The sequence below is a fragment of the Cohnella sp. GCM10012308 genome, assembly GCF_042649185.1.
Classification (GTDB): domain Bacteria; phylum Bacillota; class Bacilli; order Paenibacillales; family Paenibacillaceae; genus Cohnella.
This window is the reverse complement of sequence record NZ_JBHRYU010000001.1, coordinates 519,768-544,324: the sequence shown is the minus strand read 5'-3', so window position 1 is coordinate 544,324 and position 24,557 is coordinate 519,768. Positions and strand designations below refer to the sequence as shown.

Sequence of the window (24,557 nt, the reverse complement as noted above, 5' to 3'; positions counted from 1 at the left end):
CAAGCGAAAGCGCTTAGGCGAAAAAACTTTCAGCATTTTTTCAGATTTCTCATAAATTTAATCTAAAGACGTAACTTTTTCGCGAAACCTCTCGTTATAATGTTGAACTGTAAGATGGAAGACCGAGGGAGGAAAGGCAATGGATGTTCCCGAGCGGCAGCCGCTGCTCAGCGTCAAGGGCGTGGAGCGATCCTTCGACGTGGGCGGACAGAAGCTGCGCGTGTTGAAGGGCATTAATCTGACCCTCGAGCCGAACCAGTTGATCATGCTGAAGGGCCGATCCGGCTCCGGGAAGACGACGCTGATGAATTTGATGGGGGGCCTCGACAGGCCGACAGAGGGAGAGATTTTTTTTCAAGGCAAGCCGTTTCATGCATGGAACGACGACAAGCGGACGGAGATCCGCCGCAAGGATATCGGCTTTATTTTTCAAGCCTACGCCCTCATGCCTTTGTTATCCGCCTACGAGAACGTCGAGCTGTCCATGCGGATGGCCAAGAAGCCGCGGAGCGAGTGGAAGTCCCGGGTGACCGCTTGCCTCGAGCTCGTGGGACTTGCGAAGCGGATGCATCACCGCCCTTTTGAGATGTCGGGGGGCGAACAACAGCGCGTGGCGATCGCCAAGGCGATCGCGCATCGGCCAAGCTTGCTGCTGGCCGACGAGCCGACCGCGGAGCTCGACTCGCAGATGGCGGCGCAGGTCATGGCGGTATTCCGGGAGATCGTGCGCACGGAGAACGTCACGATCTGCATGACCACGCACGATACCACGATTATGGAGGTTGCAGACCATGTCTATGAAATGGTGGACGGCGTATTCGTCGCAGGATAAAAAGAAAAGCGGCATGCGCCGGGCGGCGGGCATCCTGGCCGCGATCGCCCTGTCCACGGCCGTGGCGGGCTGCTCGCTGCTGCCCGACGAACCGGAAGAGGAGGATCTGTCGCAGATCCAGCTCCCGGAGATTTCCAAGAAACCCGAATACGAAGTGACGACCAAGACGCTCGAGACGGCGGTGTCCGGTTCGGGCAAGATTTTGTCCACGCAAGAGAAGACGCTCTACTACTCGGCCAAAGCGATGGAGGGCATGCGTCTTAAAAAGCTGTACATACAACCCGGCGACGTCGTGAAGGCCGGACAGACGATCGCTGAGCTCGACGTCGAGGACCTGAAGAAGCAGCTGCGCGACCAGAAGCTCCAGTTCCGCCAGCAGGAGCTTCAGATGAAGCAGACGCTGCGCGACAAGGACGAGATGGATCCGATCGAATTCGAGCAGAAGCAGATCGCCTTCGAGGAGGCGCGCCAGAAGATCAGCGACCTGGAGACGGACATCGGCAGCGCCGTGCTGGCGGCGCCGTTCGGCGGCACGGTCGTATCGGTCAGCGTCCAGGAGGGCGCGGCGATCAAGGTGTACGATCCGCTGTGCGTCATCGCCGATCCGAGCAGCCTGATCGTCGCGGGCGAGATGTCCTCCGACGACCTGCAGCAGGTCGCGGTCGGCATGGAGGCGACGGTCGATATCAACAGCGCGGGCGCGGTCAAAGGCAAGATCAAGTCGCTGCCGGTGCCGAAGGCAGAAGGCGGCAACGGAAACGGCGGCGCTCAAGGGCCGAAGGTCACGAACCTCAGCGACTATCTGCTGATCTCGGTGGCGAAGCTGCCGGCGGGGGCGGGACGCGGCACGCCGCTCAGCTTCTCCATCGTCGTCGACCGTAAGGTCGATGCGGTCGTCATCCCGCGCTCGACGCTGCATACGGCCGGCGCGAGGACGTACGTCCAGGTCGCCGAGGCCGACGGTAGCAAGCGCGAGGTGGACATCGAGGTCGGCCAGCAGACGGCGACCGATATTGAAGTACTGTCAGGTCTGACGCCGGGACAGAAAGTCGTAGGCTCCTAAGCTATGGCGCTCATCCGGTTTTTATTTCGCAAAATGTGGAACACCCGCTGGCTTACGCTCAGCACGCTCGCGGGGCTGCTCGTGGCCGTCGCTTTCACGACCAGCATACCGATGTACGCGGACGGCGCGCTTAAGCGCGTCGTCGCGAGCTCGCTGAAGGAGAACAGCCAGGGGCTGCCCGCCGGCTCGTTGCTTTTCCGCTACCAGTCCAGCGACGGCAAGACGGATCCGGCGAACTTCGCCGCGGTCGACCGTTATATTAACGAAGACGTGCCTTCGCGCGTCGGGTTCCCCAAGGAAGCCGATCAGCGTAGCCTGTCGATCCGCTCGGCTGAGGTGCAGCCCGAAGATCCGGGCAAAGTCGACGCGAGCCGCACGCGCAAGATGACGATCTCGGCTTTAAGCGGCCTGAAGGATCAAGTGGAGGTTGCCGGCGGCAAGTGGTTCGCGGACCGTGCAGGGTCGGACGGCACGCTCCAGGCCGTCATGATGGAGGAGGCGATGCTTCGCCTCGACCTGCATGTCGGCGACGTGCTCCTGTACCCGATCTACGGCGGACTGAACGTGACGCTGCGCGTCGAGATCGTCGGCAGCTTCAAGCCGAAGGCCGATTCGGCCGCGTACTGGTACCAGGGCCTCGATACGCTGCTCGGCACGATGTTCATCGCCGAGCCCGCCATGCTGGAGGATCTCGTGGGGCAGCAGAAGATTCCGCTGCAAATCGCGGCCTGGTACTCCGCCTACGACCTGCGGAACATCCAGACGAGCCAACTGACGCCCCTCGCCCATACGCTGTCGCGGGCGGACATCGAATCCAACCAGCTGCTTAAGGACACCCAGGTGGTCATCTCTTTCGCCGACATGCTGAGCGAATTCCGCAAGCAGAGCGTGCAGCTTCAGACGATGCTGTTCACGCTCGCCGCGCCGATGATCACGATGGTATTCTACTTTATTACGATGAACGCGCAGCAGTCGCTCGAAAAGCAGCGCTCCGACATCGCGGTGCTCCGAAGCCGGGGGGCGGGGACGCGGCAGATCTTCCTGCTGTTCCTGCTCGAGGGCATTCTGCTCGGCATCGTGGCGCTCGTAATCGGGCCGTTCATCGGCTGGTATATGGCGAAAAGCATCGGCTCGGCGAGCGGATTCCTTGAATTCGTCAACCGCAAGTCGATTCCGGTCGGCTTCTCGACCGACAGCGTGCTGGCAGGCGCGGCGGCCGTCGTCGTCGCGATCGGCGCGGCCGTCATCCCGGCGCTCGTATTCACGCGCACTTCGATCGTCGACTACAAACGCAAAATGGCGCGGGGCGACCGCAGGCCTTTCTGGCAGCGCTGGTTCCTCGACGTCGTGCTCGTGGGCGTGGCCGCATACGGCTGGTATCTGTTCAACGAACGCCAGATGATCTCGTTCAAGACGGGCATGACGACCGACCAGCTGAACGTGCAGCCGTTTCTGTTTTTCGTGCCGGCGATCAGCATATTCGCGGCGGGCCTCGTGTTTCTGCGGCTGTTCCCGCTGTTGCTGGCGCTGTTCGGCTGGCTCGGCCGCTCGTTCCTGCCGGTGTCGCTCTACTTGACGCTGACGCAGCTGTCGCGCTCCGCGAAGTCGTACTACCCGCTGATGATCCTGCTCATTCTGACGCTCGGCCTCGGCGTTTACAACGCGTCGGCGGCCCGTACGATCGGACTGAATTCGGAGGAGCGCATTTTGTATAAGCACGGCGCGGACGTCGTCGTCTCGGCTGCCTGGGAAGGCAATGCCGAAGTGTCTCAGCCCTCCGGCGGCTCGGGCGGCGGTTCCGGCGGAGGAAGCGGCGGCGGTTCCGGCGGCGGGGGCTCGGGCGGCGGAGGAGGCTCCGGCGGTGGGCAATCGCGCCCGGTACCGACCAAGATCAACTACAATGAGCCGCCATTCGAGACGTTCCGGCACCTGCCCGGCGTCGTGCATGCAGCCCGCGTGCTGCAGGCGAAGGCGAGCCTTACGGTCGCCGACCGGACGGCGGGCCAGGCGACGGTCGTCGGCATCGACAACGTCGATTTCGCCCGGGTAGCCTGGTACCGCAAAGACCTGTATCCTGCGGGCTTCTACAAGTACTTGGCCGTTATGGGCAGATCCGCAGGCTATGCCCTCGTCTCAAGCAACCTGGCCAAAAAATACAATTTGAAGCCGGGCGACCAGATCGACGCGATTTTGCAGGATCAGAAGATCCCGTTCATCATCGCGGCGACGCTGCCTTACTGGCCGGCGCAGTATCCGGACGAATCCCCGTTCCTGGTCGCCAATCTGGATTACCTATACGACAATATGCCGCTCATGCCTTACGACGTCTGGCTCAAGATGGAGCCCGACGCCAAGACGGCGCCGCTCATCCCGGCGCTCCAGGAGAAGGGCGTGGAGATCGCATCGATCTCGGATGCCCGCAGCGACCTGATCGCGCAGAGCAAGCACCCGGCCAGGGGCGGCGTGTTCGGCATTCTCAGCCTCGGATTCATGGTCACGATCATCGTCACGCTATCCGGTTACATTCTGTATTGGTTCTTTAACCTGTCGGGACGGATCGTGCAGATCGGCATCCTGCGCGCGATGGGATTGTCCAGGCGCCAGCTGACCGGCATGCTGCTGCTCGAACAGGTATTCACCGCCGGACTGTCGATCGGACTCGGCATCGGCATCGGCAAGCTAGCGAGCATGCTGTTCCTGCCGTTCCTGCAGACGACGGACAATACGGCCGGCCAAGTGCCGCCGTTCCGCGTCATTTTCGAGCAGACAGACACCTATCGCCTGTATATCGTCGTCGGCTTCATGATGCTGGTCGGCGTCCTGATGCTGATCACCCATATCCGCCGCTTGCGCGTCCATCAGGCCGTCAAGCTGGGAGAGGAGCGCTAATCCATGATCGATTGCGAAGGACTCGTCAAAATTTACAAGACCGACGATCTGGAGGTCGTCGCCCTGCAAGGGCTCAATTTGTCCGTCAAGGACGGCGAGATGATGGCGATCATCGGCAACAGCGGCAGCGGCAAGTCGACGCTGCTCAATATTCTTGGCGGACTGGACCGGCCGTCCGCCGGCCAGGTACGGGTAGGACCCTGGGACCTGCTCAAGGTCACCGACCACGACCTGGTGAAGTACAAGCGAGAGACGGTCGGCTTCATCTGGCAGAATAACGCGCGCAACCTGCTGCCGTACCTTTCGGCACTTGAGAATGTGGAGATGCCGATGATGTTCAACGGCAAGGTCGACCGCGCTTACGCCAAGCAGCTGCTGGAGTGGGTCGGGCTCAAGGACCGGATGCACAACAAGCTGACGCAGCTCTCGGGCGGGGAGCAGCAGCGGGTCGCGATCGCGATCTCGCTGTCCAACCGCCCGAAGATGCTGCTCGCCGACGAGCCGACGGGCTCGGTCGACTCGCGGACGTCCGATATCATTATGGACATCTTCCGCAAGTTCAACCGCGAGTTGGGCTTGACGATCGTCATCGTCACGCACGACTTGTCGCTTGCCGGCAAGGTCGACCGCGTCGTCGCGATCCGCGACGGACTGACGAGCACCGAGTTCATCAAGCGCAATCCGAACCTGGACGGCGCGCCCCCGCTTAGCGGCGTTGGCGTGAACGACGACGTGCACGAGGCGTTTGTCGTCGTCGACCGCGTCGGGCGGCTGCAGGTGCCCAAGGAATATTTGAAGCAGCTTGAGATCGGAGACAAGGCAACGATGGAGTTCGACGGAGACAAGATCGTCATCCGCGCGCCCAAAACAAACGAGGGGGAATCCGCATGATGGACCAAAGAAAGAAAACAGTTAGACGTGTCGTGGCCGGCGGCCTGACGCTAAGCCTGCTCGTGCCGCTGCTCGCAGCGTGCAACGACAAGAACGAAGACGATCCGAACAACCGCCGCACGCTGCGCATCGGGATGATGTACGGCAGCTCGCAGGACGAATCGTATTACCGTCAACAGTACACCGACCTTTTCGAATATACGCACAAAAATATCGATATCGAGCTCGTACCCGCGATCGACTGGACGGAGCAGCAGTTCGAGGAGCCCGACAAGCAGCAAAACGTCGACCAGCTTGCCAAGGTAAAAGAGATCATGACGGGCGCCAACCCGGTTGACGTCATGATCGTCGACTCTACGGCCATGCTCAGCCAGCTCGTCCAGGAAAATATGCTGAAGCCGCTCGATCCGCTTATCAAGGAAGACAAGATCGATCTGACCGATTACGTGCCTTCGGTCATCGACGGCATCAAGCAGGTCGGAGACAACCAACTGTACGCCTTGACGCCGACCTTCGTGCCTTCGGCGCTGTTCTACAACAAGACGCTGTTCCAGAAAAACAACATCGAGCCGCCGCACGACGGCATGAGCTGGGACGAAGTCATCAACCTGGCCAAGCGCTTCGGAGACGGCAAGGGCGGCAAGGACGCGACGTTCGGCTTCTCCTTTAACCAATGGGGGGCGAGCGACGGCTTCTCCGACATGACGCAGTATGCCGCGCCGCTGAACCTGCGGGTATACGACGAAAAGGGCGAAAAGATGCTTGTCAACACGGCGCAATGGGAAAAGGTATGGACGACGATCGCCGATCTGTACAAAAAGCACGTCGTGCCGACGCAGGACGACATGCAGAAGATTTACGAGGCACAAAACAAGGAAGTCGCCGGCGGCGACGGCAACCAGGTCTACAACCCGTACCAGAACCAGCTCTTCTTCTCCGGCAAGATGGCGATGGTGCTCGGTCAGTATTACATGCTGAACGATCTCGAGACCTACAACAAAAACTATGAAAAGCTGAAGATGACGAAGCTCGACTGGGACGTCGTGACGGTGCCGCAATTCATTAACGAAGCGCCGGGCGTCGGCACGAATATCACGCTGAGCGCGCTGACGAGCATCAACGCGAAGGCTGCCAACCCGGACGATGCCTGGGAATTCGTCAAGTTCATGAACGGCGAGGACTGGGCGAAGCTGAAGTCCCGCAGCAGCTACGAAATGACGGCCCGCAAATCGTTCATCAAGCCGCGCGACGGCATGAACTACAACATCAACGCGTTCACGCAGCTGCAGCCGGCTCCGCAGCAATCCCTGGCCGACGCCAAGCTTCTGCAGGAGCGTCCGAACCTGAACTACATCAATCAGTTGGGCAGCAGCGAATTCCAGCAGGTGCTGAGCGGCAAGCTTTCCGTCAAGCAAGCGCTCAAGGAATACGAGGAAAAAGGCAACGACATGCTGCAAAAGATCAAGCTGAACCCGAAGGGACAGTTCGATCCGGGCATCGGCGGCGACGTGTACGGCGGCGGCGGCGTAGTCAGACCGCTGGACTGATTGACCTGAACTTTTAAATATCCATTTACTTCGACTTCGCTATCCATCATGATTTACTACCTTTGCGCGATCAGTCATCCATGAGCTGATCGCGCTTTTTTTCGCCCATGAACGGAAGATATTGCCGCTTGAGGAAACAGAAGGGGGACTATTCAATGTTAAAGAAAATAAACAAAAGCTGGGGCATCGCGCTGGCGTCGCTATTGGTCGCCGTGCCCGTGCTTGGCGCCTGCACGGATAGCGCAAAGAGCAATGACAAGGAACGCAGAACGCTGCGGATCGGCATGCTTTACGGGAGCAAGGAAAGCGAATCGTATTACCGGCAGCAGATGACCGATATGTTCGAGGTGGACCACGGGAATATCGACATCGAGTTCGTATACGGCAACGATTATTCGAATATGCAGTTCGCGACCGAGGAAGAACGCAAAAAGCAGCAACAGCAGGATCCGCAAGAAAATCTGCGGGCGATCATGTCAGGCGATAACCCGATTGACGTCGTGATGACGGATATCGCGTCTATGAAAAAGCTGGCATCGGACAATCTCCTGAAGCCGCTCGACGATTATATCAAGCAGGACAAGATGGATCTGTCCGACTTTTTGCCGGCCGTCATCGACACGATCAAGGCGCAGGGAGACGGCCGCATTTACGGCCTGTCGCCGACCTTTTCAAGCAATGCGGTCTTCTACAACAAAAAGCTGTTCGCGAATGCGAAGGTAGAACCGCCAAGAGACGGCATGACGTGGAACGAGCTGTTCGCCGTAGCCCAATCGATGAAAAGCGGCAAAGACAAGGATGCGGTGTATGGATTCGCTTTTAACAACTACGGCGGCGGGCTCAGCATGTATGACGCCCAATCCACGGTCGCAAGCTTCTCGCAGATGAGAATGTTCGATACGACCGGGGAGAAGATGACCGTCCATACGAAGACATGGGCCGATGCGTGGTCCAAGCCGATCCAGCTCTATAAAGACCGGGTAATCCCGCATGCCGAAGACATGCAGCAGACGGCTTCCATGGCGTCTTCAGACGGAAGCTACGCATACAACCCGTACCAAGGCAACGGATTTATCGGCGGCAAGATCGCCATGGTCATCGGCAATTATTATATGGTGAACGATCTGATCAACTACAATAAAAACGCAAGCAAAATGAAAAACGCCCAAGCGCTAGATTGGGACGTCGTGACGATGCCGCAGCTCGAGAGCGGGGGCTCGAACGGCGTGTATCTGGGCAACCTGGCCTCGGTCAATGCGAAGAGCGCCAATCCGGACGATGCCTGGGCGTTCATCAAGCATATGAACAGCGAGGAAGTGGCGAAGTTCAAGGCGAGAAGCCAGGGAGAGCTCAGCGTGCGGCAGAAGTTCATCCAGCCAAAAGATGGGGCCAACTACCGTATAGAAGCGTTTACCAATGTCAAGGTAAACACCGACGATCTCGGCGAGGCCGACCAAGCGCTATACCGGGAGCGCCCCAACCTCAATCTCATCTCGGAACTGGGCGGCTATCTGTTCCAGGAGGCGGCCGACGGCAAGAAGACGATCGACGAAGCGCTGGCCGAATGGGACAGCAAGGGCAACGAGCTGCTGCAGAAGATCAAGCTGGATCCGACGGGGGATTTGTCCTCGGAGCTGCAGACCTACAGGGACGCGGCGCAATCCGGCATGAAAAATATGTTGCGGGCGGCCGCAGGGGAGGCAGTCGCCATCGAACAATAAGAAGGCGCCTTCCGACCCGGCCGCCGGGGTTAAATCGTATCCGATTCGAGCATCCTATACCCATAACGACCACAATCCGGAGGGACGGATAAGGGATGAATTGGGTGTACTGGTCGCGGCTTTACGATAGCAAATTCCAGGCGGGATGCCTCGTGCGCCGCATCGAGAACGACGGCTGGCTGTTCGGCGTCGAAATGCCGCGGGAGGTCGAAGTGTACCGTTCGAGAAAAGGAAAATTCGGCGTCCGGTACATGCCGTAATCGCGTTCAGAAGGACCCGCCGCAGACTACGGTTGCGGCGGGTCCTCTTGCTGTGGTATCGTCGACGGAGAAGAAGAGCGGTTCGCGTCCGCTTAATATTTATGACAGGAGGGGAAGCAGATGAGGAGAATGCCGCTGTCCGCGGACACCGCGCAGAAGCTTGCGGCACACCTGAAGGTGCCGCTAGAGCATCTGATGCACATGCCGCAGCATATCCTGCTTCAGAAGCTCGCGGAGATGGCCGAAAAGGAAGCCGGAGCCGCTTCGGAGTCAGAGTCAAAAGAAAATGAGGAGAAAAATCAAAAAGAATAGCGATTTTTCCTTGACGGATGATCTCTTCGTGCGGTATATTAATTCTTGTCGCCATTGAGGGACACTTGATCGTTTAACGACGCGGGGTGGAGCAGCCCGGTAGCTCGTCGGGCTCATAACCCGAAGGCCGCAGGTTCAAATCCTGCCCCCGCAACCAACTTTCTCTGCTTCCTCGTAGGATCATGACGAGGGCCCTTAGCTCAGTGGTTAGAGCTGTCGGCTCATAACCGATTGGTCGGGGGTTCGAGTCCCTCAGGGCCCACCACAGCGAGGAACGGTCAAGCGCCCGCATCCATCCATGCCGGGGTGGCGGAATTGGCAGACGCACAGGACTTAAAATCCTGCGATGGGTGACCATCGTACGGGTTCGACCCCCGTCCTCGGCATACTTATGAGATATGGGGTTTACGTCCCTAGCCATATATAACGGTAAAAGAATAATTGTCGCTTGATCCTGTGAGGTACAGATACGTACATGTGCACCAAGGATCATGTCGCAGATGATACTCCCTTCACTACTACTTTTCTTATTTTAAGTAGATGAAAGGAGTTCTTTTTATGTCAAGAATTACTAAAACGACTCTAAAGAAGCGTGTGCTAAGTTGGAAGAACGCGATGGATGAATTTCTTTTTTTGAAGAAGGCCCAAGGTATAAGTGAGTTAACATACGATGATTATTCTCGTCATATATCACAGTTCATGAATCGATTTAATCCAACCTTTGATTTTTCTATTCTCAAAACCCAGTTATACTCGTATCTGGCTCAGCCGGATATTAAACCAAGTACTTATAATAACCGTCTTGTGTATCTGAGGGCATTTCTTAACTGGTGTGTAACTGAGGATATAATTTCAACTAATCCGTTGTCTGATTTAAAAAAACGTAAAGATGAAGGCCGCAAAGTTAATCTAGGCACTGATACTCTTATAAAACTACTTTCTTTACCAAACAAGTCCACCTTTGTTGGAATTAGAGATTTTTGTTTGCTGTTACTAACTTTGGATTGTGGGATCCGTCCTAAAGAAGCATTTGCATTAGTGCCAAGTGATTTTAATTCAGATGCACTTGAGGTTTATATTGCCGCTAAAAATGCAAAAACTAGGGTTTCAAGAACGCTACCGATTTCAACGCAAACTGCTATTGAAATAAAACGTCTAATAAGTGTGCGGGCCTCGGAATGGTCAGAGGAAGTACCTATTTTTTGCACATATGAAGGTAAGAGCTTAAACCGTCACACTTGGGGCGATAGGCTGGAAATATATAGTGGTTTTCTAGGCGTGCATATTCGCCCTTATGACTTAAGGCATTCGTTTGCCTTGTATTTTCTACGTAATGGGGCAAATGCATTAACGTTGCAACGGATTCTAGGGCATGCGGATCTAAGTATGACGAAACGTTATGTTGCTTTAACTAATAATGATCTTAAAGAGCAGCATTTATCTGCTACGCCTATTAGTACCTTAATGCCGAACAAAAAGCGATTAAAAAGGATTTAGTTAAATAGGTGGTTAAGGGTCTCTTCACAATTGCATGTTCGTTCTCTGACGCTTAAGAAGCCCTTCTGAGCGGTTTAGCTATGATGTGGTTGATTGTGAGGGGGGAGATTTCTGTGGGCTTACAATCGAAATATGAGCGTCTACTGGTCTGATTACCCTCTATTGTTCTAATTTTCATGTAGAAATGAATATTCCAGATGCTATTATGAAAACATACACAAGAGAGGTAGGTGATGGGACTGGCTGAGATAAAATTTAGCAATGAAGAAATACAAGCGGCAAGAGAAGTCGATATTAGAGAATTTGCAATTTATAGAGAACTGCAAGTAGAGAAGTTTGCTCCATTGATGTATAGAATAGTTGGGAATGCAATAGAAATAAAGGGAAACCAATTTCACGATCGCCAAAATGTTTAAAAGCATGGCAATGCTATATGCTTTGCCGAGCAAGTTTTAGACTTGGGTTTTCTAACGGCAATGGATGAACTTTTACAATTTATTCGATCAGAGCAAAGAATTCAATAACATTTCCAAGGCGGCTGCTGCCGCCTTTTTTGTTGAATAGACTGATCTATGCGTGTTGAGAAACTACTATTATATACTGCGTTACTAATAAAATCAATGTAAATTGGGCAATTATTCCTCTGTTCCCTCTAACTCACTAGTGAAAATCTTGGATGAAATGAGTAGGATTAGTTGGTATCCGCTGCTAATTGACAATAGAATCCAGGAGAGAAGTAAAAAATGTACTCTTATATCTCGCTCCATCCATTACTGTATGGAAAAAAAGGTTACGTACCGGAAGCCGAAAAGTGAGTGAAATCAACTCAATTTATGGTGTTCTTTAACAATATACTTATTAACAATATACTAACTAACAAAGGGATCGGTGGCTATGGGTAAAGCTGTTCTCAACCAAATGAGTAAGGGCAAGATTATTGTTTTTAATTCGTTTCTCGTCCACGGCGACAGGAGGCTCAACCCAAAGGAACTTTACCTTTATGCTTTACTTCAAGCGAGAATGTCTTGGTTTTTGGGGGTGACAGAGATTTCAGTCAATACTATAGTTAAGTTTCAAACGATCTATTATGACGACAAACGAAATCCGGCAAGCATTAAAAAGTTACTTCAGCAAATTAGTCAAAAAGGCGTAATTCAAATAAGTCCCACAGAGTTCAGTTTAAATACAGTAATATCGATTACCTTTCCAATTCGTGAGGTAGGATATGAACTTATCGATCGCAATACATTTCAACTTACGGACGATCCTGACGAATTCTATGTAATTTGCACACTTCTTGCTTTTGGGAAGAAAGGATACACAAAACAGAAAGAGAAATGGAGCGATGTATTAGGTTACTCCTCGCCAAATACCGGAAAGGCTGTTATAGATAATTTAATAGAAAAAGAAATCGTTCTTTGGAGACCTGGGAAAACAAACCAAGATAGTTTGGGTCATTTTAAAACTGACATAGGTAAGTTCTACCTCAATAATTTCCCTTTAAGCGGGACTGAAATAGCAGGCGAATTTGATTTGCATGAAGATAAATCTGGGCAAATTAAAGAAGAGGGAGATACTCTTAAAAGTCTTCCGGAAGTGAAAGTAGGACAAGTGGAAGTTCCTTTATTAACAACTTCAGAAGAAATTTTCCATCAAGGAACGTCGAATGAGTACGATACTGTTCTGGGATTCTTAAGTAGTTCAGATATTAAAGATCGAATTAAAACGTCTAATGTCGGTCGTCAGGTCGTAAATCGAAACGGTGAAACGGTTTATGCTAAGATACAATACGATGATTATGCTCTATTTAAAATTGCAGAGGAACATGAAATTGATCTAGGTTTTGTAAAGAGATTTAAAAAACTGCCAGCTTACAACGATCTGTGGCAACAATATGAGGAAGAATACTTACAACATCTTTCTAACCGTCGTGCTGCAACTGAGGAAGCAGGAAGAATAATAGAATTATATGAAGAAATACAGCGTTTCAATGGAACTCCTATCTTACTTTATGATGGTAATAAAATAAATAGCGCAAATATTCCGAATGATTTTAATCTAAATCTAATATTTGCCGTAGCTATAATATCTAATAACACCGTTGATGAATCATCAGAAACTCAATCTAATCATTCTGTCGAAGAAATAACCTTAGACATGATTTTTGGACAGGGTAGAAGTTTTTCTGAGGAAATTCTATTTCAAGCTAGGAAAGCGTTATTGGACCAGATTAAGGGGAAGCGGGCTTCATCAGCAGACCTTGAAGAAATAAGAGATATGATCGATCAATTATGTCAAGCTGCGAACACAGGGAAACGATACGACGAAGATTGGGAAGGAGATGAATGGGTATACGACGGTGTATCGGAGTCTAATATGAGTAAGCTAAGTAGAATGGCGGAAAATCGACGAAATAAAAATGTATAGCATGAACGTAACTATGTTACTTTCATCGCTCGAAGTTTGTTAAATGTTATCGATCCGATCACTATGTACAAAATCTCTACTTATCTACTGCCACTAAGCGTTCAGCGTGATTTATAAATATTAATCTTCACAGGTAAGACTAGCGGAAAAGCATGTGAGGTGTGCGTTTCACGATAGATCACGCGATGATGTTTTTCACTCTGAGGAGCAAATTCTTTCACTGCTGATCCGTGCTCAAGTCTGGCGATCCGTTCGGCTTTGCCGGTCAATAGGATGTGTGGAACGGCCCAGACGGTCCCCTGCGCAGCTCCTCGATCATCACCACGACACCAAATGAGTTTGTAGAAGACGTTCATGATCGCATGCCGGTGATTCTGCCATCGAAGATCATAGATCCCTAGCTCGATCCGGAAGAGGACGACCTCGAAAACTTCAAGAGCTGCTCGTGTATTACGATGCGGTCAAAATGAGACGTTACTTGGTAACAAAGAACGTCGGTTCTTTTAGTAATACTGGAACTTCCCTTATCGAAGAAGTGACGTTGAACAGAAAATAGGAGGCTCGATCGTGCTGCCTGATCTCGACGCAAGCTGCTGCGTATCCTAGCGGCTTAAGTATTAAGGCACAACCGATTCCCGTCCATGTGGATTCTCTGGAGGAAGACGGGGCGCCGAGAAGCAGATCTGCTGCGATTGCTCAAGGCGCTTACGGAAAAAAATATATCGATTAGGAAGAAATTCAGTGCGTACAGGCGCGGATATTAAAGGAATGGAGTATGGGGGAATATGCGTCAGCCGAAGGAAGCGTGGGCTGTTAATCCATGGGAAATTGAGAATTTTTGAGTATTAAGCGCCAGACTGACTGGCGCTTTCTGTAGTTTATTTATTTTTACTGCTTTCCAAGTTCTACTTTTGGCCAAAAATATTCTTTAAAACATATATTTTTTCTTTTAATTTGGAAAGAGTGTCTTCTACGCTAACCTCACCTTTTTTGAATCCTCGATCATCATTATCACACGACTTACAATAAGTAACATTGGTCTTGTTGACTTTGCCACATTCACAGGTCCATTTATCTGAGTCATACCTTGCTCTTTGAATAAACTTACTATTAATTAAGTCTTGAATCTTTTCAAGTTGCACAATATCATCTGTATGATATTTGCGTTTATCTCCGTTAACGAGTACAAGTGCATATTTCTTTACAATCCACTCAGTATTAGTAACAAGTATATTCTCTATAAGTTCATAGTCGATAAGTTTTGTTTTTGCGATTATGGTCATTGCCTTACCGTGAGAATTTAGCTTATCATATAAAAACTTTTTTGCTGTTTGCTCATCAACACCCATGAAGTATTGAAACACATTTTCGAGCGAGTTGTTATAATCATACTCTGTCGTTTGAAAAAGCTTAAATATTTGTGACATTACTTCCGGTGAATAATATTCTAAGATTGATGGCCAATAGTTAGGCACCACATTATAATCTTGGTTTACGTTATAAATCATGTTAAGCCGGACATATTCACTCTGGTACTTTTCAAATGAGACTTCATTCTGCATGCTGAGAGGCAAAGTATTCTTTTCGACTCCATAATCAGGAATAAAAGCGGCAGTTCCCGTTGCTGTAACCATAAACATTTGTTTACCTTTACCCGAAACCTCGTCATGATCTATACTAACACCTACGATCGCATTAGCACCTATTTTTGTTGCTTCACTAGTGAGACGTTCCATAACCTCGTCATAAATGCTTTTTAATTGTTTTTGATATGTTGCGGATCTGCCACCGAAGATATCGCTGAAGCTGGCAAAAAAATCCGAAAACAAATCGACTCCGGTTACAACTCTTGCCGAAACAATCCCTTTGTAATCCCTAAGTTCGATTGACTCTTTAAGTGATGTAGTTGTAACTAATACATTATCTTTTGCCATATGTATCGCCTCCGTGAGGTGTTAAAGCAAGCATTAAAGTTCTATCGAAACACAGTTTACTTTAAATATCAATATTAAAATAAGTGGGAAGGTTATTCTTTATAAGATAAATATGGTCATGAAACAGCTGAGCTAAATGCAGAGATTAATCTGGAAACGTACAGCATCGGCAGAAGTGTTATTTTCCATTACAAGAACCATTATTAGAACCATTGCAGGAATATGGGAATGACCATCGCTCTCATCTGGCTAGTCCAGGCAGACAGATCTAGACGGATCTCCATAGACTAAAGGTTTAAAAAGGGAGCCATTCAAAAACGTCAATTGTTAAGTACCTCCGATTTGATAACAATGATAACTTGTTAAGGTGTAAGGCTAAAGCTTAGAGGGTAAAGGATTTTCGATAATACAGTAGTTTTATGCAAATGTTGAAAAAAAAGCATTAAAGCATAGCGGCATATACACATTTTGCCGATAGATCATCGATTGATAATCGAGTTATCAATACCTCACTTAAATAAAAGTGGGAGTCTACGGTAGTATATAGTTGGAACAAGTGAAGTGCGCTAACCCCCACTTGTACATGATCTACCGCTTTAAGAGCAGTTGGCTTCGACTAGATGACGGACAACCGAAAGAAAAGTAGCCCTTACCATTGTCGTGGGATGGGGGCTACTTTTTCTTTAAATGCACATATCTACATAGCATAAAAAAACCATAAGAGTAAAGTCGATTGATAAGCATTGTCACAGTGCTTTACGTTTCCTGGTTTCTCTTATAAGAGTCGACTTACTTATTCCGGTTAACGCAGTAACTTTGTTATATGAATTCATTTGTAGCAGTTCTAAAGCATGATTGATTTGTTTTATCGTATAAGTTTTTGGGCGACCTTCCTTAAAGCCCTCTTTCAGCTTCGCAATTGATTTTCCTTCCTGGGTACGTTCCACAATCATATCTCTCTCAAACTCTGCAAAGCCAGAGAAGATAGTGAGAATGAGTCTTCCTGTTACAGTATCCTCAATAACCCCCATGTGTGGATGCGTATTCCTCGACTGAACAAATCTCTAACTATTGTTATGGCATCTACGGTTGAACGTGCGAAGCGATCAAGCTTTGAAATAATCAGGGTATCTCCAGATGTAAGTTCCTTGAGCAATCGGATAAACTCTGGCCTGTCCTTCTTAGTGCCGGTAAATTTCTCTGAATAGATTTTTTCCGCACCGTAAGTTTTTAAAAGCTGAATCTGTGCTTCAAGATCTTGCCCTACAGTGGACACTCTTGCATAGCCGTAAATCATAAATGTTGACCTCCGATTATGACCATAAGGTATGACACCGAGAGATGCATTGATTTTACGTTATCCAATATATGGTGTAAATACTTGTAAGTTATGGCACTGAACTAACATATCCGGGGGTGGTTTTTACCAAAGATTTCATATAAAAAATGCGATAACCATATAGCACATCTGAATCCCCAATTAAATTGGAATTTAAATGTGACAAGCATTACAGAGCTGGGCTTCATACTTAGATAAGGCGGACTTCAATTATTAAGTATAATAATAGCCAATAATATTTATAACAGAGTCACAAACCGACAATTTATGACAAGGCTAGTGTTATATATTTATCTTCATGGTCGAATTATATAATCTTTGTAAATTATGAAAGGAGAAAAGACTCATATTTCGATCATTGTAAAAGCGACTATTATTATGGAGGGTAATATGAAAAAATACGGTTTAATTATATGCTTTATTTGTTTATCAATTATCATTTGTTATACTGCTTTTGCTGCTGAGAAAACAGAGAGCTTTAATACCGTTTCAGCACCATCTTCTACTCCTAGTTCTACACTTCCTCCAAATCCTTCTTCGTTAATTAAAGCAACGCCTAAACCATTAATAAAAAGTGGACAGACTAATAGTAACAAAACAACTTCATCTTTAGCAGCTTCTACTCCATCAATTACTGGCGTTGCTGTTAACTCAACGCAGATAAATTGGACTGTTGTTTATCCTACAAGTGGCATTTATGGAAATCGACTTGAGCTATACAAATCAGGTACAGGTTGGTCCAATATAACTCCAGACTATTACACAGCGAATGGGACATATTCTTCAACTAATTTGACGCCAGGTCATTATATGGGCAGACTAACATACCTTAATGGTAGTACTTGGGTAACCTTGGATAATTGGGTTGCACTATCCGTGCCTGAGCCAAGTATTATTAAAATAAAGTCAACAAATAATTCAATAACATGGAAGGCGGTCTATGAAGTTTCGGGTCAATGGGGGAATAAATTGGAATACTGGAATAGTACTTCTGGTTGGCAGAACATCTCAAATAGTAACAATACGTTAAATGGAGAATATACTTCAGCAAATTTATTGCCCAACCAAACATATATGGGAAGACTGACCTATTATCATTCCGTTACTGCTAGTTATGTTACTAAAGATATTTATATAACTACTAATAAGTTGTCATCTCCCCTAAATGTTAGTGTAGTTAAAAGCGGTATAACTACAGCGAAAGTAAGTTGGGCCGAGCCAGAAGACACTAGAGGGTTGCCGCTAACTTATTCTATCTATGATGGAACGACTTTGTTAGGAACTACAACCGATAAAACCTTTGAATACACTGCTACTCCGTTTCAAACATATACTATTTCAATAAAAGCGAGTGATTCGTCAGGGGCTTCAGCAGGGAGTACACCTGTTATCGTAAATTTAACATCTAACCAGTTAACTGCTCCATTAAATGTAAGTGTAGTGAAGACCAATGCAACCACTGCAAGAGTGAGTTGGTCAGAGCCAGAATATACGAGAGGATATGCACCAACTTATTCTGTTTATAATGGAACGATACTGTTGGGGACTACTACCAATACAACCTTTGATTTTACAATAACTAACTTTGTTACCTATACAATAATAGTAAAAGCGAGTGATCCGCTGGGAACTTCAACAAACAGCACACCGGTCATAATTAATTTAACTACTGACCAATTAACCGCTCCTAGAAATGTTACTGCTATAAAAACTGGGATAAATACTGCAAAAGTAAGTTGGTCTGAACCAGAATATACGAGAGCTGGGAAAGGAATAACTTACTATATTTATAATGGAACGACCCAACTGAGAACTACGGCCAAACTATTTGTTGATATTACTACAACTCCGTTTGTCACGTATACGTTTTCAGTAAAGGCGAGCGATTCGATCGGGACTTCAGCTGCTAGTGTACCAATTACTGTGAAATTTTTTAACGAAGCAGTTTATATCTATACTAACGGCCGGCTAACTAGCATCGTGATGAACAATAAAACAATAAATTATTATTACAATAACAACGGAAGCTTAACATCCAAACAAGTGGTTAACAATTAACTTTTAGTATGGAGGAGAAAACATGAAAAGAGTGAAAAAAATGAAGAGAAATAAATGGCTAATTCTAGCCTTAGTTTTAGGAATAATCTTCTCATCGTTTAATTTTGATTCATTTAGTTATGCAACAGCGCAAGTAGATAAAATTAAAGACTATATAAATCCAGTAGAGGAGCAAGGATCATCATTTTTAGTTGAACCTACTCCACCTCCACCAATGGTAATAAATCATGAGCCACCAAAGGCAATAGAAATTACAGTTGCGAATGCTGTTTATGGACTAGACATATTAAGTGTTGCAGGATCAGTCTATGAGACGTCCGAATTGACAACTACAAGCGTAAGCATTCTTGAAAATGAAATTGAACTTTCTAAAGAAGAGATTTTACACTGGTTCTCTAAAGGAATGACGATTCAAGATTTGTTAGAAGCAACTGTGATTGGAAAAAGTTATGGCTTGCCGATTAACGAAGTCTTACAAAACGCAGAGGCGGGACAGAGTTTTCAACAACAGAGAATAGAGCTGGCCAAAGCTTGGCTAAACGGCGAGCTTGACGCTCCAAAAACTCTCGAAGTGCGGCAAGAATCCTTTATAGGGAAAGAAACAGCGAATAACACGCAAAGTCGAGCATTTCCTTTAACTACTTCAAAAGTTGAAGAGCAGGCATATTCTGCAGAAACGGCCGAGTTAATTTTAAAGGTGTATGCATCGTATGCTAATTTAACGATTGAAGAAATTATCGAAGGTTACCACGATGGCGGCGACCAGTTCTTTGCGAAAGTCGTCCAACTTTACGAGCCTGTTCAGCGATCGGAGGAAAGTGCGCAATGAAGAGGATTTTAGAAAAGCTCAAGCTAGCTCTTGGTGTTCTGTTATTTTTTAGTGTGGGTAGCCAAGCTGCTTATGCCGATACTGCATCGGAAGTCGCTGGCGCACTCAATAGCCTTGTCGTTCCGAAGGTAGTAAATGAAACTAACAAACCCTTCTTGGCCGACAGGTATCAAATGGAGGAAACTATCGACCCTCAAAGCGGTTCGCTTACGATTAAAAAAACAGATATTTCTCTTCCTGGCCGAGATGGATTAGATCTTAATATTGGCCGTATATATAATTCTTCGCAAGCCGAGGCAGGTTCTAAATTTGCTGAAGGGCGCGTGACAGCGTATCAGTCGTGTACTGATACGGTATGCCAACCGCCAGTATACTCTTGGACTATTATGAATTTACTAAATCCTAAGACTGAGCTGAATTCTCGATTTAATTTAGGATCAGGTTGGTCATTTTCCTTCCCCTATATTGAAAATAATATTTATCACGATGGGTTTGGTGCTAGTTACGAATTTACATCAGATGGGATATTAAAGGATTATCCTAATAAAGATGCAAAAATCACCTTCGATTATAGCTATGATAATGGTCAATCTGAACAATTTGGTCGATCTTACTATTTATTTACCGACGAGAACTTAAAGAAATACTATTTTTCGAGTTATGGAAATTTAATGGGTGTTAAAGATAAAAATGGTAACGAAATTATTTTTACATACCAGAAACGACCAGGCTACGATCTCCAATATAACTTTCCTTATCAAATTACTGATACGGTAGGTCGGCTTGTTACGTTTAATTATGAAAATACTCTTGATGGCAATGTCAACGCTTTGGAAAATATAACCGTATCTGTTCAAGATCCTGCCAAGACTTCTTCATATGCAGTTCAATACACAAAAACGGGCGACACTATTAATTATCGAAACAGCCCGAAACTATGGAGAGTTACCGAAGCTTATAATACTGTCCAAGCTACAAGTACTTACTACGAATATTCACTTCAAGAATCACATTTTGATTTTACGCATAAACAATTAGAGTTTCCATATGGTAACTGGGAAACCTCAACCTACTTGTTATTAAAGACTATTCAGTACAACAATAGTAAGACTCAATTTGATTATGAAAAGGTGACAAGAAATTTAGGGACGAGCGGCGCATATTACGCTTATCGAATTAAATCAAGAGTTGATATCCAAAACGCTTTGATTCCCGAAGAAACAAATTTAATAACGTACGATTATACCAATGATTTTTCTGGATTTCCTGATTATACGAATTCAGATAATTTGCCTGAAACATACATTTACACTTCGGAGTCTAAGCAAATTAATAATTTAAAAAAGAAATCAACATTTAATGGTAAGCGGCAACCGACGCGTACGGAAACGACAGCTAGCAATGGAGAACGAAATATAGTTATAAATTCGGCCTTTGATCCCAATTTTAAATATTCACCGACTACAACAGAATATGAAATTTATAATTCTTCAAATGTGGCGGGGGAAAAGCTCTACCAAGCCAATACTTATACATCTTGGGGCCCAGTGGCCAGCACTACACTGCAATTACCTACGGCCTTGTATTCAAATGCCACAACAAAAGAAAAATATACAACTCGCTTTGAGTATCATCCAACATACCACTGGCTAACCAAAGCGTCAAACTGGTCAAGTTTAACTGATGCAAATGCAACTGTTCAAACCTACTCTTATTATGACAACTTGAACAATGATGGAGTTGGAAGGTTTGGGCGTCTTAAGGCGGCAACCAACGCGAATGCTGATACCGTTAATTATAGCTATACACTAAATGCCACCAATCAGGTTCAAACAACCATACAATCCCAAGTGATTGAAAATGGAAAAAACGCTAAATTGGAGACAGATTATGGTGCATCTGCGGGATATGCTTATCCTACTGAAATTCGCAATTTTTATACTGATAAGAACAACATATCCACTTTTTCCAAAGATATCTACAGTTATGATATGCTTTTAGGTCTAATAAAGTCAGCTAAAGATAATGCTTTAAATGAAACTGTTTATAAGTATGATGCTTTGGGACGTGTAACGTCAACCTTACAGCCGGCATACACGGGACAGGATGGGATTAAATATCAACTGGAGCAGTTAAATGAATATACACCTCAAATAAATGTAAACTTTAATGGTGTTCGTTCGGCATTTAGAGTGTATTCCTATGTAAAAGCAATTAATAAAACAACGAATGTTACTTCTATTAGTCAACAACGGAACCAGTATTATAATACTTACGGTCAATTATTGGGTCAAAATGTTCTTGATACGGAATTAGCGAAATGGATAAATGAAAAGCAAGTACAGTATGACAACCAATCAAGACCCGTTAAGGTAATAGATGATTTAAACAATACGAATATCTATTACTATGGGCCGTGGGATGAAGTGGTTCAAATTGAAGACGAATTTGGGAATAGATATATAACGCAGAATGATATTTTACAACGGAAACAAACTACTTTCTTTGTTGATAAGGCCAATTTAAACACGTATACAACAAATGTGGCACAACAAGAAAATCGATTGGAAACATACAGTGATGTATGGGGAAATACAACGAGCCGAAAGGCTTATCCTATTTGGCCAGATACAAGCGAAATTGTACAAGAAAGTTATGTATATGATATCGTGGGCAACCTAGTTAACTACACTGATCCCAATGGGTCCGGTTACAGCTACCTTTATGACAAACTTAAACAACTGACTGAAGTAACAGATCCATTAATGCAAAAAACTAGTTACACATATACAAAACTTGGTCAATTAAAAACTAATCAACAAAAGGATGGTAACAATACTTGGGTAACTGAAAAGCAATATGACGAAACTGGCACTCTGAATCAAGCTTTTGATCTAACGCTTCAAGGCACTACTGCAACGACTAAATCATCATATGTGCGAAGTCCATTAGGAAACATAGAGCAGAAAACTGACGCATTAGGTACGGTATTTAGTTATTTTTATGATGAGCTAAACAATCTTAAGACGGCAACAGCAGGCAATTATACTCAGAAAACATACTATAACGAAAATCCGTTTGGACCACAAAAGAGAGAAGAACTAATAAACAATGCAATGGTGAGAAAGACTGCTTATTCATACACTGCATTAGGATTGCTCAAAACTAAACAATATACCGGAGAGGATAACTATGCGCAGTCCACAACCCGCCAGTACGATACGCTTAATCGACTAACTCAAATCAAAAACGATCAGACGGCATTTGCTACCAACTACCTATATAATAAAACTCAATTGCAGAAGGTACAAACTGACGGTGCAATTGCAGCAAATATTAACGATACTTCAAAAAATGCCGTCTACGAATACTATGCGAATGGTACATTGAAACAAATAACATATCCTACATTATCTAATGGCGTCGTTTTAAAGACAGTGTACGTTTATGATGGACTAAAGCGATTAAAGCAATTAACCAATTTTAAAGGGCCCCAGATTTTAAGTGAGTACGTCTACACTTATGATGGCAATGGCAATATTAAGACTATAAAGGACAGTACAGGTACTACCACCTATACGTATGATAAACTAAACCGTTTGGAGACAATTTGGCGGCCTGACGGAAGTCAATATATTTATACGTACGATGGGCTTGGAAACCGTTTGACTTCAAGCAATACAGACGTTTTGAATGACAATTCAGCAAACAGTACGTATAATTACGACGTCTGGAACAGATTAACTAGCGCTACGCTAGGGAGTAATACAGTTAACTTTACTTATGAACCTGATGGGCTGAGAGCTAAAAAAACTACAGGAACAGGAACAACTCGTTACACTTATAATGATGATGGGCAGGTCATAGCCGAAGCAAATGCATCCAATCAAGTCACAAGTCAATATGTGTGGGGACCCGATCGCCTACTAACGCGTAAAGACACAAATGGATCGCAATATTATTATTTGTACAATGGTCACGGAGATGTTGTGCAGATTATTGACAATACTGGTGAACCGGTTAAAAGTTATCGATATGATGAATGGGGAAATACGGTTTCCCAGACTGGAACACTCCCTAATGTGTTTAAATATGCCGGTGAAATTGAAGATCCAGAAACGGGACTGTATTACCTCAGAGCACGATTTTACGATCCAAGCATGGGGCGGTTTATTACTAAAGATACGTATGAGGGGCAAATTGATAATCCGCTTAGTTTGAATTTGTATACTTATGTGGGAAATAACCCACTAACACATGTCGACCCTAGTGGTAATGATGCAATAGTAATTAATGCGCCTACTAGTGCAGCTGGTTATGGTCACACTTCAGCGCTTGTTCAAAACAGTAAGGGGGAATGGGCATACTACTACTACGGTGATAAAGCTGTAGTAATGATTCCAATTACTGATCCAAAAGTTTTGATAAATTTAAAAAACTTAAATGATTGGCTGAATGGGTTGGACAAGGATGGAAATTTTTCTCCTATTTATGAACATAGTGTTTATATAGAAGGAGATTTCAATGAATCATATGAAATTTTTTCTGCAATGGCAAAAAAATATGAAGCTGACTTCCAAGCTGGCGATAATGGAGATTACAGTCTGTTTAAATGTAACTGTAATACTACCACAATTAGTGGATTGGCTTCAGGTAAATTATCTATTGGAATGTCATTTGCTGAATACTTTGGCAAAGGGGGGATAGTACCTAATACAACATATGTGGATCTAGTAAATAAATTTCATAACCGTGCCTATACTCATGAACAATATGAAGCACAATTAGCAGCTAATTATAAGGCACAGTCTAATATAATGAAAAAATATGAAAATAATAAAAGAAACGGTAAATATGCAAATGCAAATAGAAACTTTTTGCAAATAAAACGTTTAATGGAGCATTAAAGAACAGGGGAGGGAGTGTTATCTAACGCTTTCTCCCAGTTAAATAGAGAA

General features: G+C 46.2%; 16 protein-coding genes, 3 tRNA genes and 1 pseudogene. 18 read left to right on the top strand and 2 right to left on the bottom strand.

Annotated elements, in window-relative coordinates:
* Nucleotides 1–139: 139 nt before the first annotated feature.
* The 15 genes from ACFOTD_RS02520 (at nt 140) to ACFOTD_RS02450 (ending at nt 13,840) form a co-directional block, all read left to right on the top strand.
* Complete coding sequence (locus ACFOTD_RS02520) at nt 140–832, top strand: ABC transporter ATP-binding protein (protein ID WP_378115392.1); 693 nt, start codon at nt 140–142, stop codon at nt 830–832.
* Nucleotides 792–1,895 (top strand): efflux RND transporter periplasmic adaptor subunit, encoded by a 1,104-nt coding sequence (locus ACFOTD_RS02515; RefSeq protein WP_378115390.1) that lies wholly within the window; start codon nt 792–794, stop codon nt 1,893–1,895. The genes ACFOTD_RS02520 and ACFOTD_RS02515 overlap by 41 nt, the downstream gene beginning before the upstream one ends.
* Nucleotides 1,896–1,898: 3 nt before the next feature.
* On the top strand, nt 1,899–4,784 hold the full coding sequence (locus tag ACFOTD_RS02510; RefSeq protein WP_378115388.1) for an ABC transporter permease: 2,886 nt from the start codon (nt 1,899–1,901) through the stop codon (nt 4,782–4,784).
* A 3-nt stretch (nt 4,785–4,787) separates the two neighbouring features.
* Nucleotides 4,788–5,675, top strand: a complete 888-nt coding sequence (locus ACFOTD_RS02505; protein ID WP_378115386.1) for an ABC transporter ATP-binding protein — start codon at nt 4,788–4,790, stop codon at nt 5,673–5,675.
* Entirely contained in the window at nt 5,672–7,222 is a 1,551-nt protein-coding gene (locus ACFOTD_RS02500) for an extracellular solute-binding protein (protein WP_378115384.1), read from the top strand. The genes ACFOTD_RS02505 and ACFOTD_RS02500 overlap by 4 nt, the downstream gene beginning before the upstream one ends.
* A 155-nt stretch (nt 7,223–7,377) precedes the next feature.
* Complete coding sequence (locus tag ACFOTD_RS02495; protein WP_378115382.1) at nt 7,378–8,943, top strand: ABC transporter substrate-binding protein; 1,566 nt, start codon at nt 7,378–7,380, stop codon at nt 8,941–8,943.
* A gap of 95 nt (nt 8,944–9,038) precedes the next feature.
* Nucleotides 9,039–9,203, top strand: coding sequence for a hypothetical protein (locus ACFOTD_RS02490; protein WP_378115380.1), 165 nt, complete (start codon nt 9,039–9,041; stop codon nt 9,201–9,203).
* 120 nt (nt 9,204–9,323) lie between these two features.
* Nucleotides 9,324–9,515 (top strand): YycC family protein, encoded by a 192-nt coding sequence (locus tag ACFOTD_RS02485; protein ID WP_378115378.1) that lies wholly within the window; start codon nt 9,324–9,326, stop codon nt 9,513–9,515.
* Nucleotides 9,516–9,595: 80 nt separating this feature from the next.
* Nucleotides 9,596–9,672 (top strand) — tRNA-Met (locus tag ACFOTD_RS02480).
* Between the two features lie 32 nt (nt 9,673–9,704).
* A tRNA-Ile gene (locus tag ACFOTD_RS02475) sits at nt 9,705–9,780 on the top strand.
* 35 nt (nt 9,781–9,815) lie between these two features.
* Nucleotides 9,816–9,901: transfer RNA gene (locus ACFOTD_RS02470), tRNA-Leu, on the top strand.
* A 172-nt stretch (nt 9,902–10,073) separates the two neighbouring features.
* The gene (locus tag ACFOTD_RS02465; RefSeq protein WP_378115376.1) at nt 10,074–11,012 is read left to right on the top strand and encodes a tyrosine-type recombinase/integrase; all 939 of its coding nucleotides are present in this window, start codon (nt 10,074–10,076) and stop codon (nt 11,010–11,012) included.
* Nucleotides 11,013–11,245: 233 nt separating this feature from the next.
* The gene (locus ACFOTD_RS02460; protein WP_378115374.1) at nt 11,246–11,428 is read left to right on the top strand and encodes a hypothetical protein; all 183 of its coding nucleotides are present in this window, start codon (nt 11,246–11,248) and stop codon (nt 11,426–11,428) included.
* A gap of 478 nt (nt 11,429–11,906) precedes the next feature.
* Nucleotides 11,907–13,439 (top strand): hypothetical protein, encoded by a 1,533-nt coding sequence (locus tag ACFOTD_RS02455; RefSeq protein WP_378115372.1) that lies wholly within the window; start codon nt 11,907–11,909, stop codon nt 13,437–13,439.
* 275 nt (nt 13,440–13,714) lie between these two features.
* Nucleotides 13,715–13,840, top strand: a complete 126-nt coding sequence (locus tag ACFOTD_RS02450; RefSeq protein ID WP_378115370.1) for an SOS response-associated peptidase family protein — start codon at nt 13,715–13,717, stop codon at nt 13,838–13,840.
* Nucleotides 13,841–14,344: 504 nt separating this feature from the next.
* On the opposite strand, the gene ACFOTD_RS02445 is transcribed toward ACFOTD_RS02450, so the two are convergent.
* Nucleotides 14,345–15,373, bottom strand: coding sequence for a YbjQ family protein (locus ACFOTD_RS02445; RefSeq protein ID WP_378115368.1), 1,029 nt, complete (start codon nt 15,371–15,373; stop codon nt 14,345–14,347).
* 746 nt (nt 15,374–16,119) lie between these two features.
* A pseudogene (locus ACFOTD_RS02440) lies at nt 16,120–16,670 on the bottom strand (recombinase family protein).
* A gap of 432 nt (nt 16,671–17,102) precedes the next feature.
* Here ACFOTD_RS02440 and ACFOTD_RS02435 point away from each other — a divergent pair.
* Genes ACFOTD_RS02435 through ACFOTD_RS02425 form a run of 3 tightly spaced genes read left to right on the top strand, consistent with a single transcriptional unit; the run spans nt 17,103 to nt 24,506 of the window.
* Nucleotides 17,103–18,770: a fibronectin type III domain-containing protein gene (locus tag ACFOTD_RS02435; RefSeq protein WP_378115366.1), complete on the top strand. Its 1,668-nt coding sequence runs from the start codon at nt 17,103–17,105 to the stop codon at nt 18,768–18,770.
* A gap of 22 nt (nt 18,771–18,792) precedes the next feature.
* Nucleotides 18,793–19,599, top strand: a complete 807-nt coding sequence (locus ACFOTD_RS02430; protein WP_378115364.1) for a hypothetical protein — start codon at nt 18,793–18,795, stop codon at nt 19,597–19,599.
* Nucleotides 19,596–24,506: an RHS repeat domain-containing protein gene (locus tag ACFOTD_RS02425; protein ID WP_378115362.1), complete on the top strand. Its 4,911-nt coding sequence runs from the start codon at nt 19,596–19,598 to the stop codon at nt 24,504–24,506. The genes ACFOTD_RS02430 and ACFOTD_RS02425 overlap by 4 nt, the downstream gene beginning before the upstream one ends.
* Nucleotides 24,507–24,557 lie beyond the last annotated feature (51 nt).

Excerpts from the sequence above, each read along its gene's own strand:
- ACFOTD_RS02510 (WP_378115388.1), top strand. The coding sequence starts at position 1,899 with ATGGCGCTCATCCGGTTTTTATTTCGCAAAATGTGGAACACCCGCTGG.
- ACFOTD_RS02485 (WP_378115378.1), top strand. The coding sequence starts at position 9,324 with ATGAGGAGAATGCCGCTGTCCGCGGACACCGCGCAGAAGCTTGCGGCA.
- ACFOTD_RS02505 (WP_378115386.1), top strand. The coding sequence starts at position 4,788 with ATGATCGATTGCGAAGGACTCGTCAAAATTTACAAGACCGACGATCTG.
- ACFOTD_RS02515 (WP_378115390.1), top strand. The coding sequence starts at position 792 with ATGTCTATGAAATGGTGGACGGCGTATTCGTCGCAGGATAAAAAGAAA.
- ACFOTD_RS02445 (WP_378115368.1), bottom strand. The coding sequence starts at position 15,373 with ATGGCAAAAGATAATGTATTAGTTACAACTACATCACTTAAAGAGTCA.
- ACFOTD_RS02520 (WP_378115392.1), top strand. The coding sequence starts at position 140 with ATGGATGTTCCCGAGCGGCAGCCGCTGCTCAGCGTCAAGGGCGTGGAG.
- ACFOTD_RS02490 (WP_378115380.1), top strand. The coding sequence starts at position 9,039 with ATGAATTGGGTGTACTGGTCGCGGCTTTACGATAGCAAATTCCAGGCG.
- ACFOTD_RS02500 (WP_378115384.1), top strand. The coding sequence starts at position 5,672 with ATGATGGACCAAAGAAAGAAAACAGTTAGACGTGTCGTGGCCGGCGGC.
- ACFOTD_RS02495 (WP_378115382.1), top strand. The coding sequence starts at position 7,378 with ATGTTAAAGAAAATAAACAAAAGCTGGGGCATCGCGCTGGCGTCGCTA.
- ACFOTD_RS02430 (WP_378115364.1), top strand. The coding sequence starts at position 18,793 with ATGAAAAGAGTGAAAAAAATGAAGAGAAATAAATGGCTAATTCTAGCC.
- ACFOTD_RS02460 (WP_378115374.1), top strand. The coding sequence starts at position 11,246 with ATGGGACTGGCTGAGATAAAATTTAGCAATGAAGAAATACAAGCGGCA.
- ACFOTD_RS02455 (WP_378115372.1), top strand. The coding sequence starts at position 11,907 with ATGGGTAAAGCTGTTCTCAACCAAATGAGTAAGGGCAAGATTATTGTT.
- ACFOTD_RS02435 (WP_378115366.1), top strand. The coding sequence starts at position 17,103 with ATGAAAAAATACGGTTTAATTATATGCTTTATTTGTTTATCAATTATC.
- ACFOTD_RS02465 (WP_378115376.1), top strand. The coding sequence starts at position 10,074 with ATGTCAAGAATTACTAAAACGACTCTAAAGAAGCGTGTGCTAAGTTGG.
- ACFOTD_RS02425 (WP_378115362.1), top strand. The coding sequence starts at position 19,596 with ATGAAGAGGATTTTAGAAAAGCTCAAGCTAGCTCTTGGTGTTCTGTTA.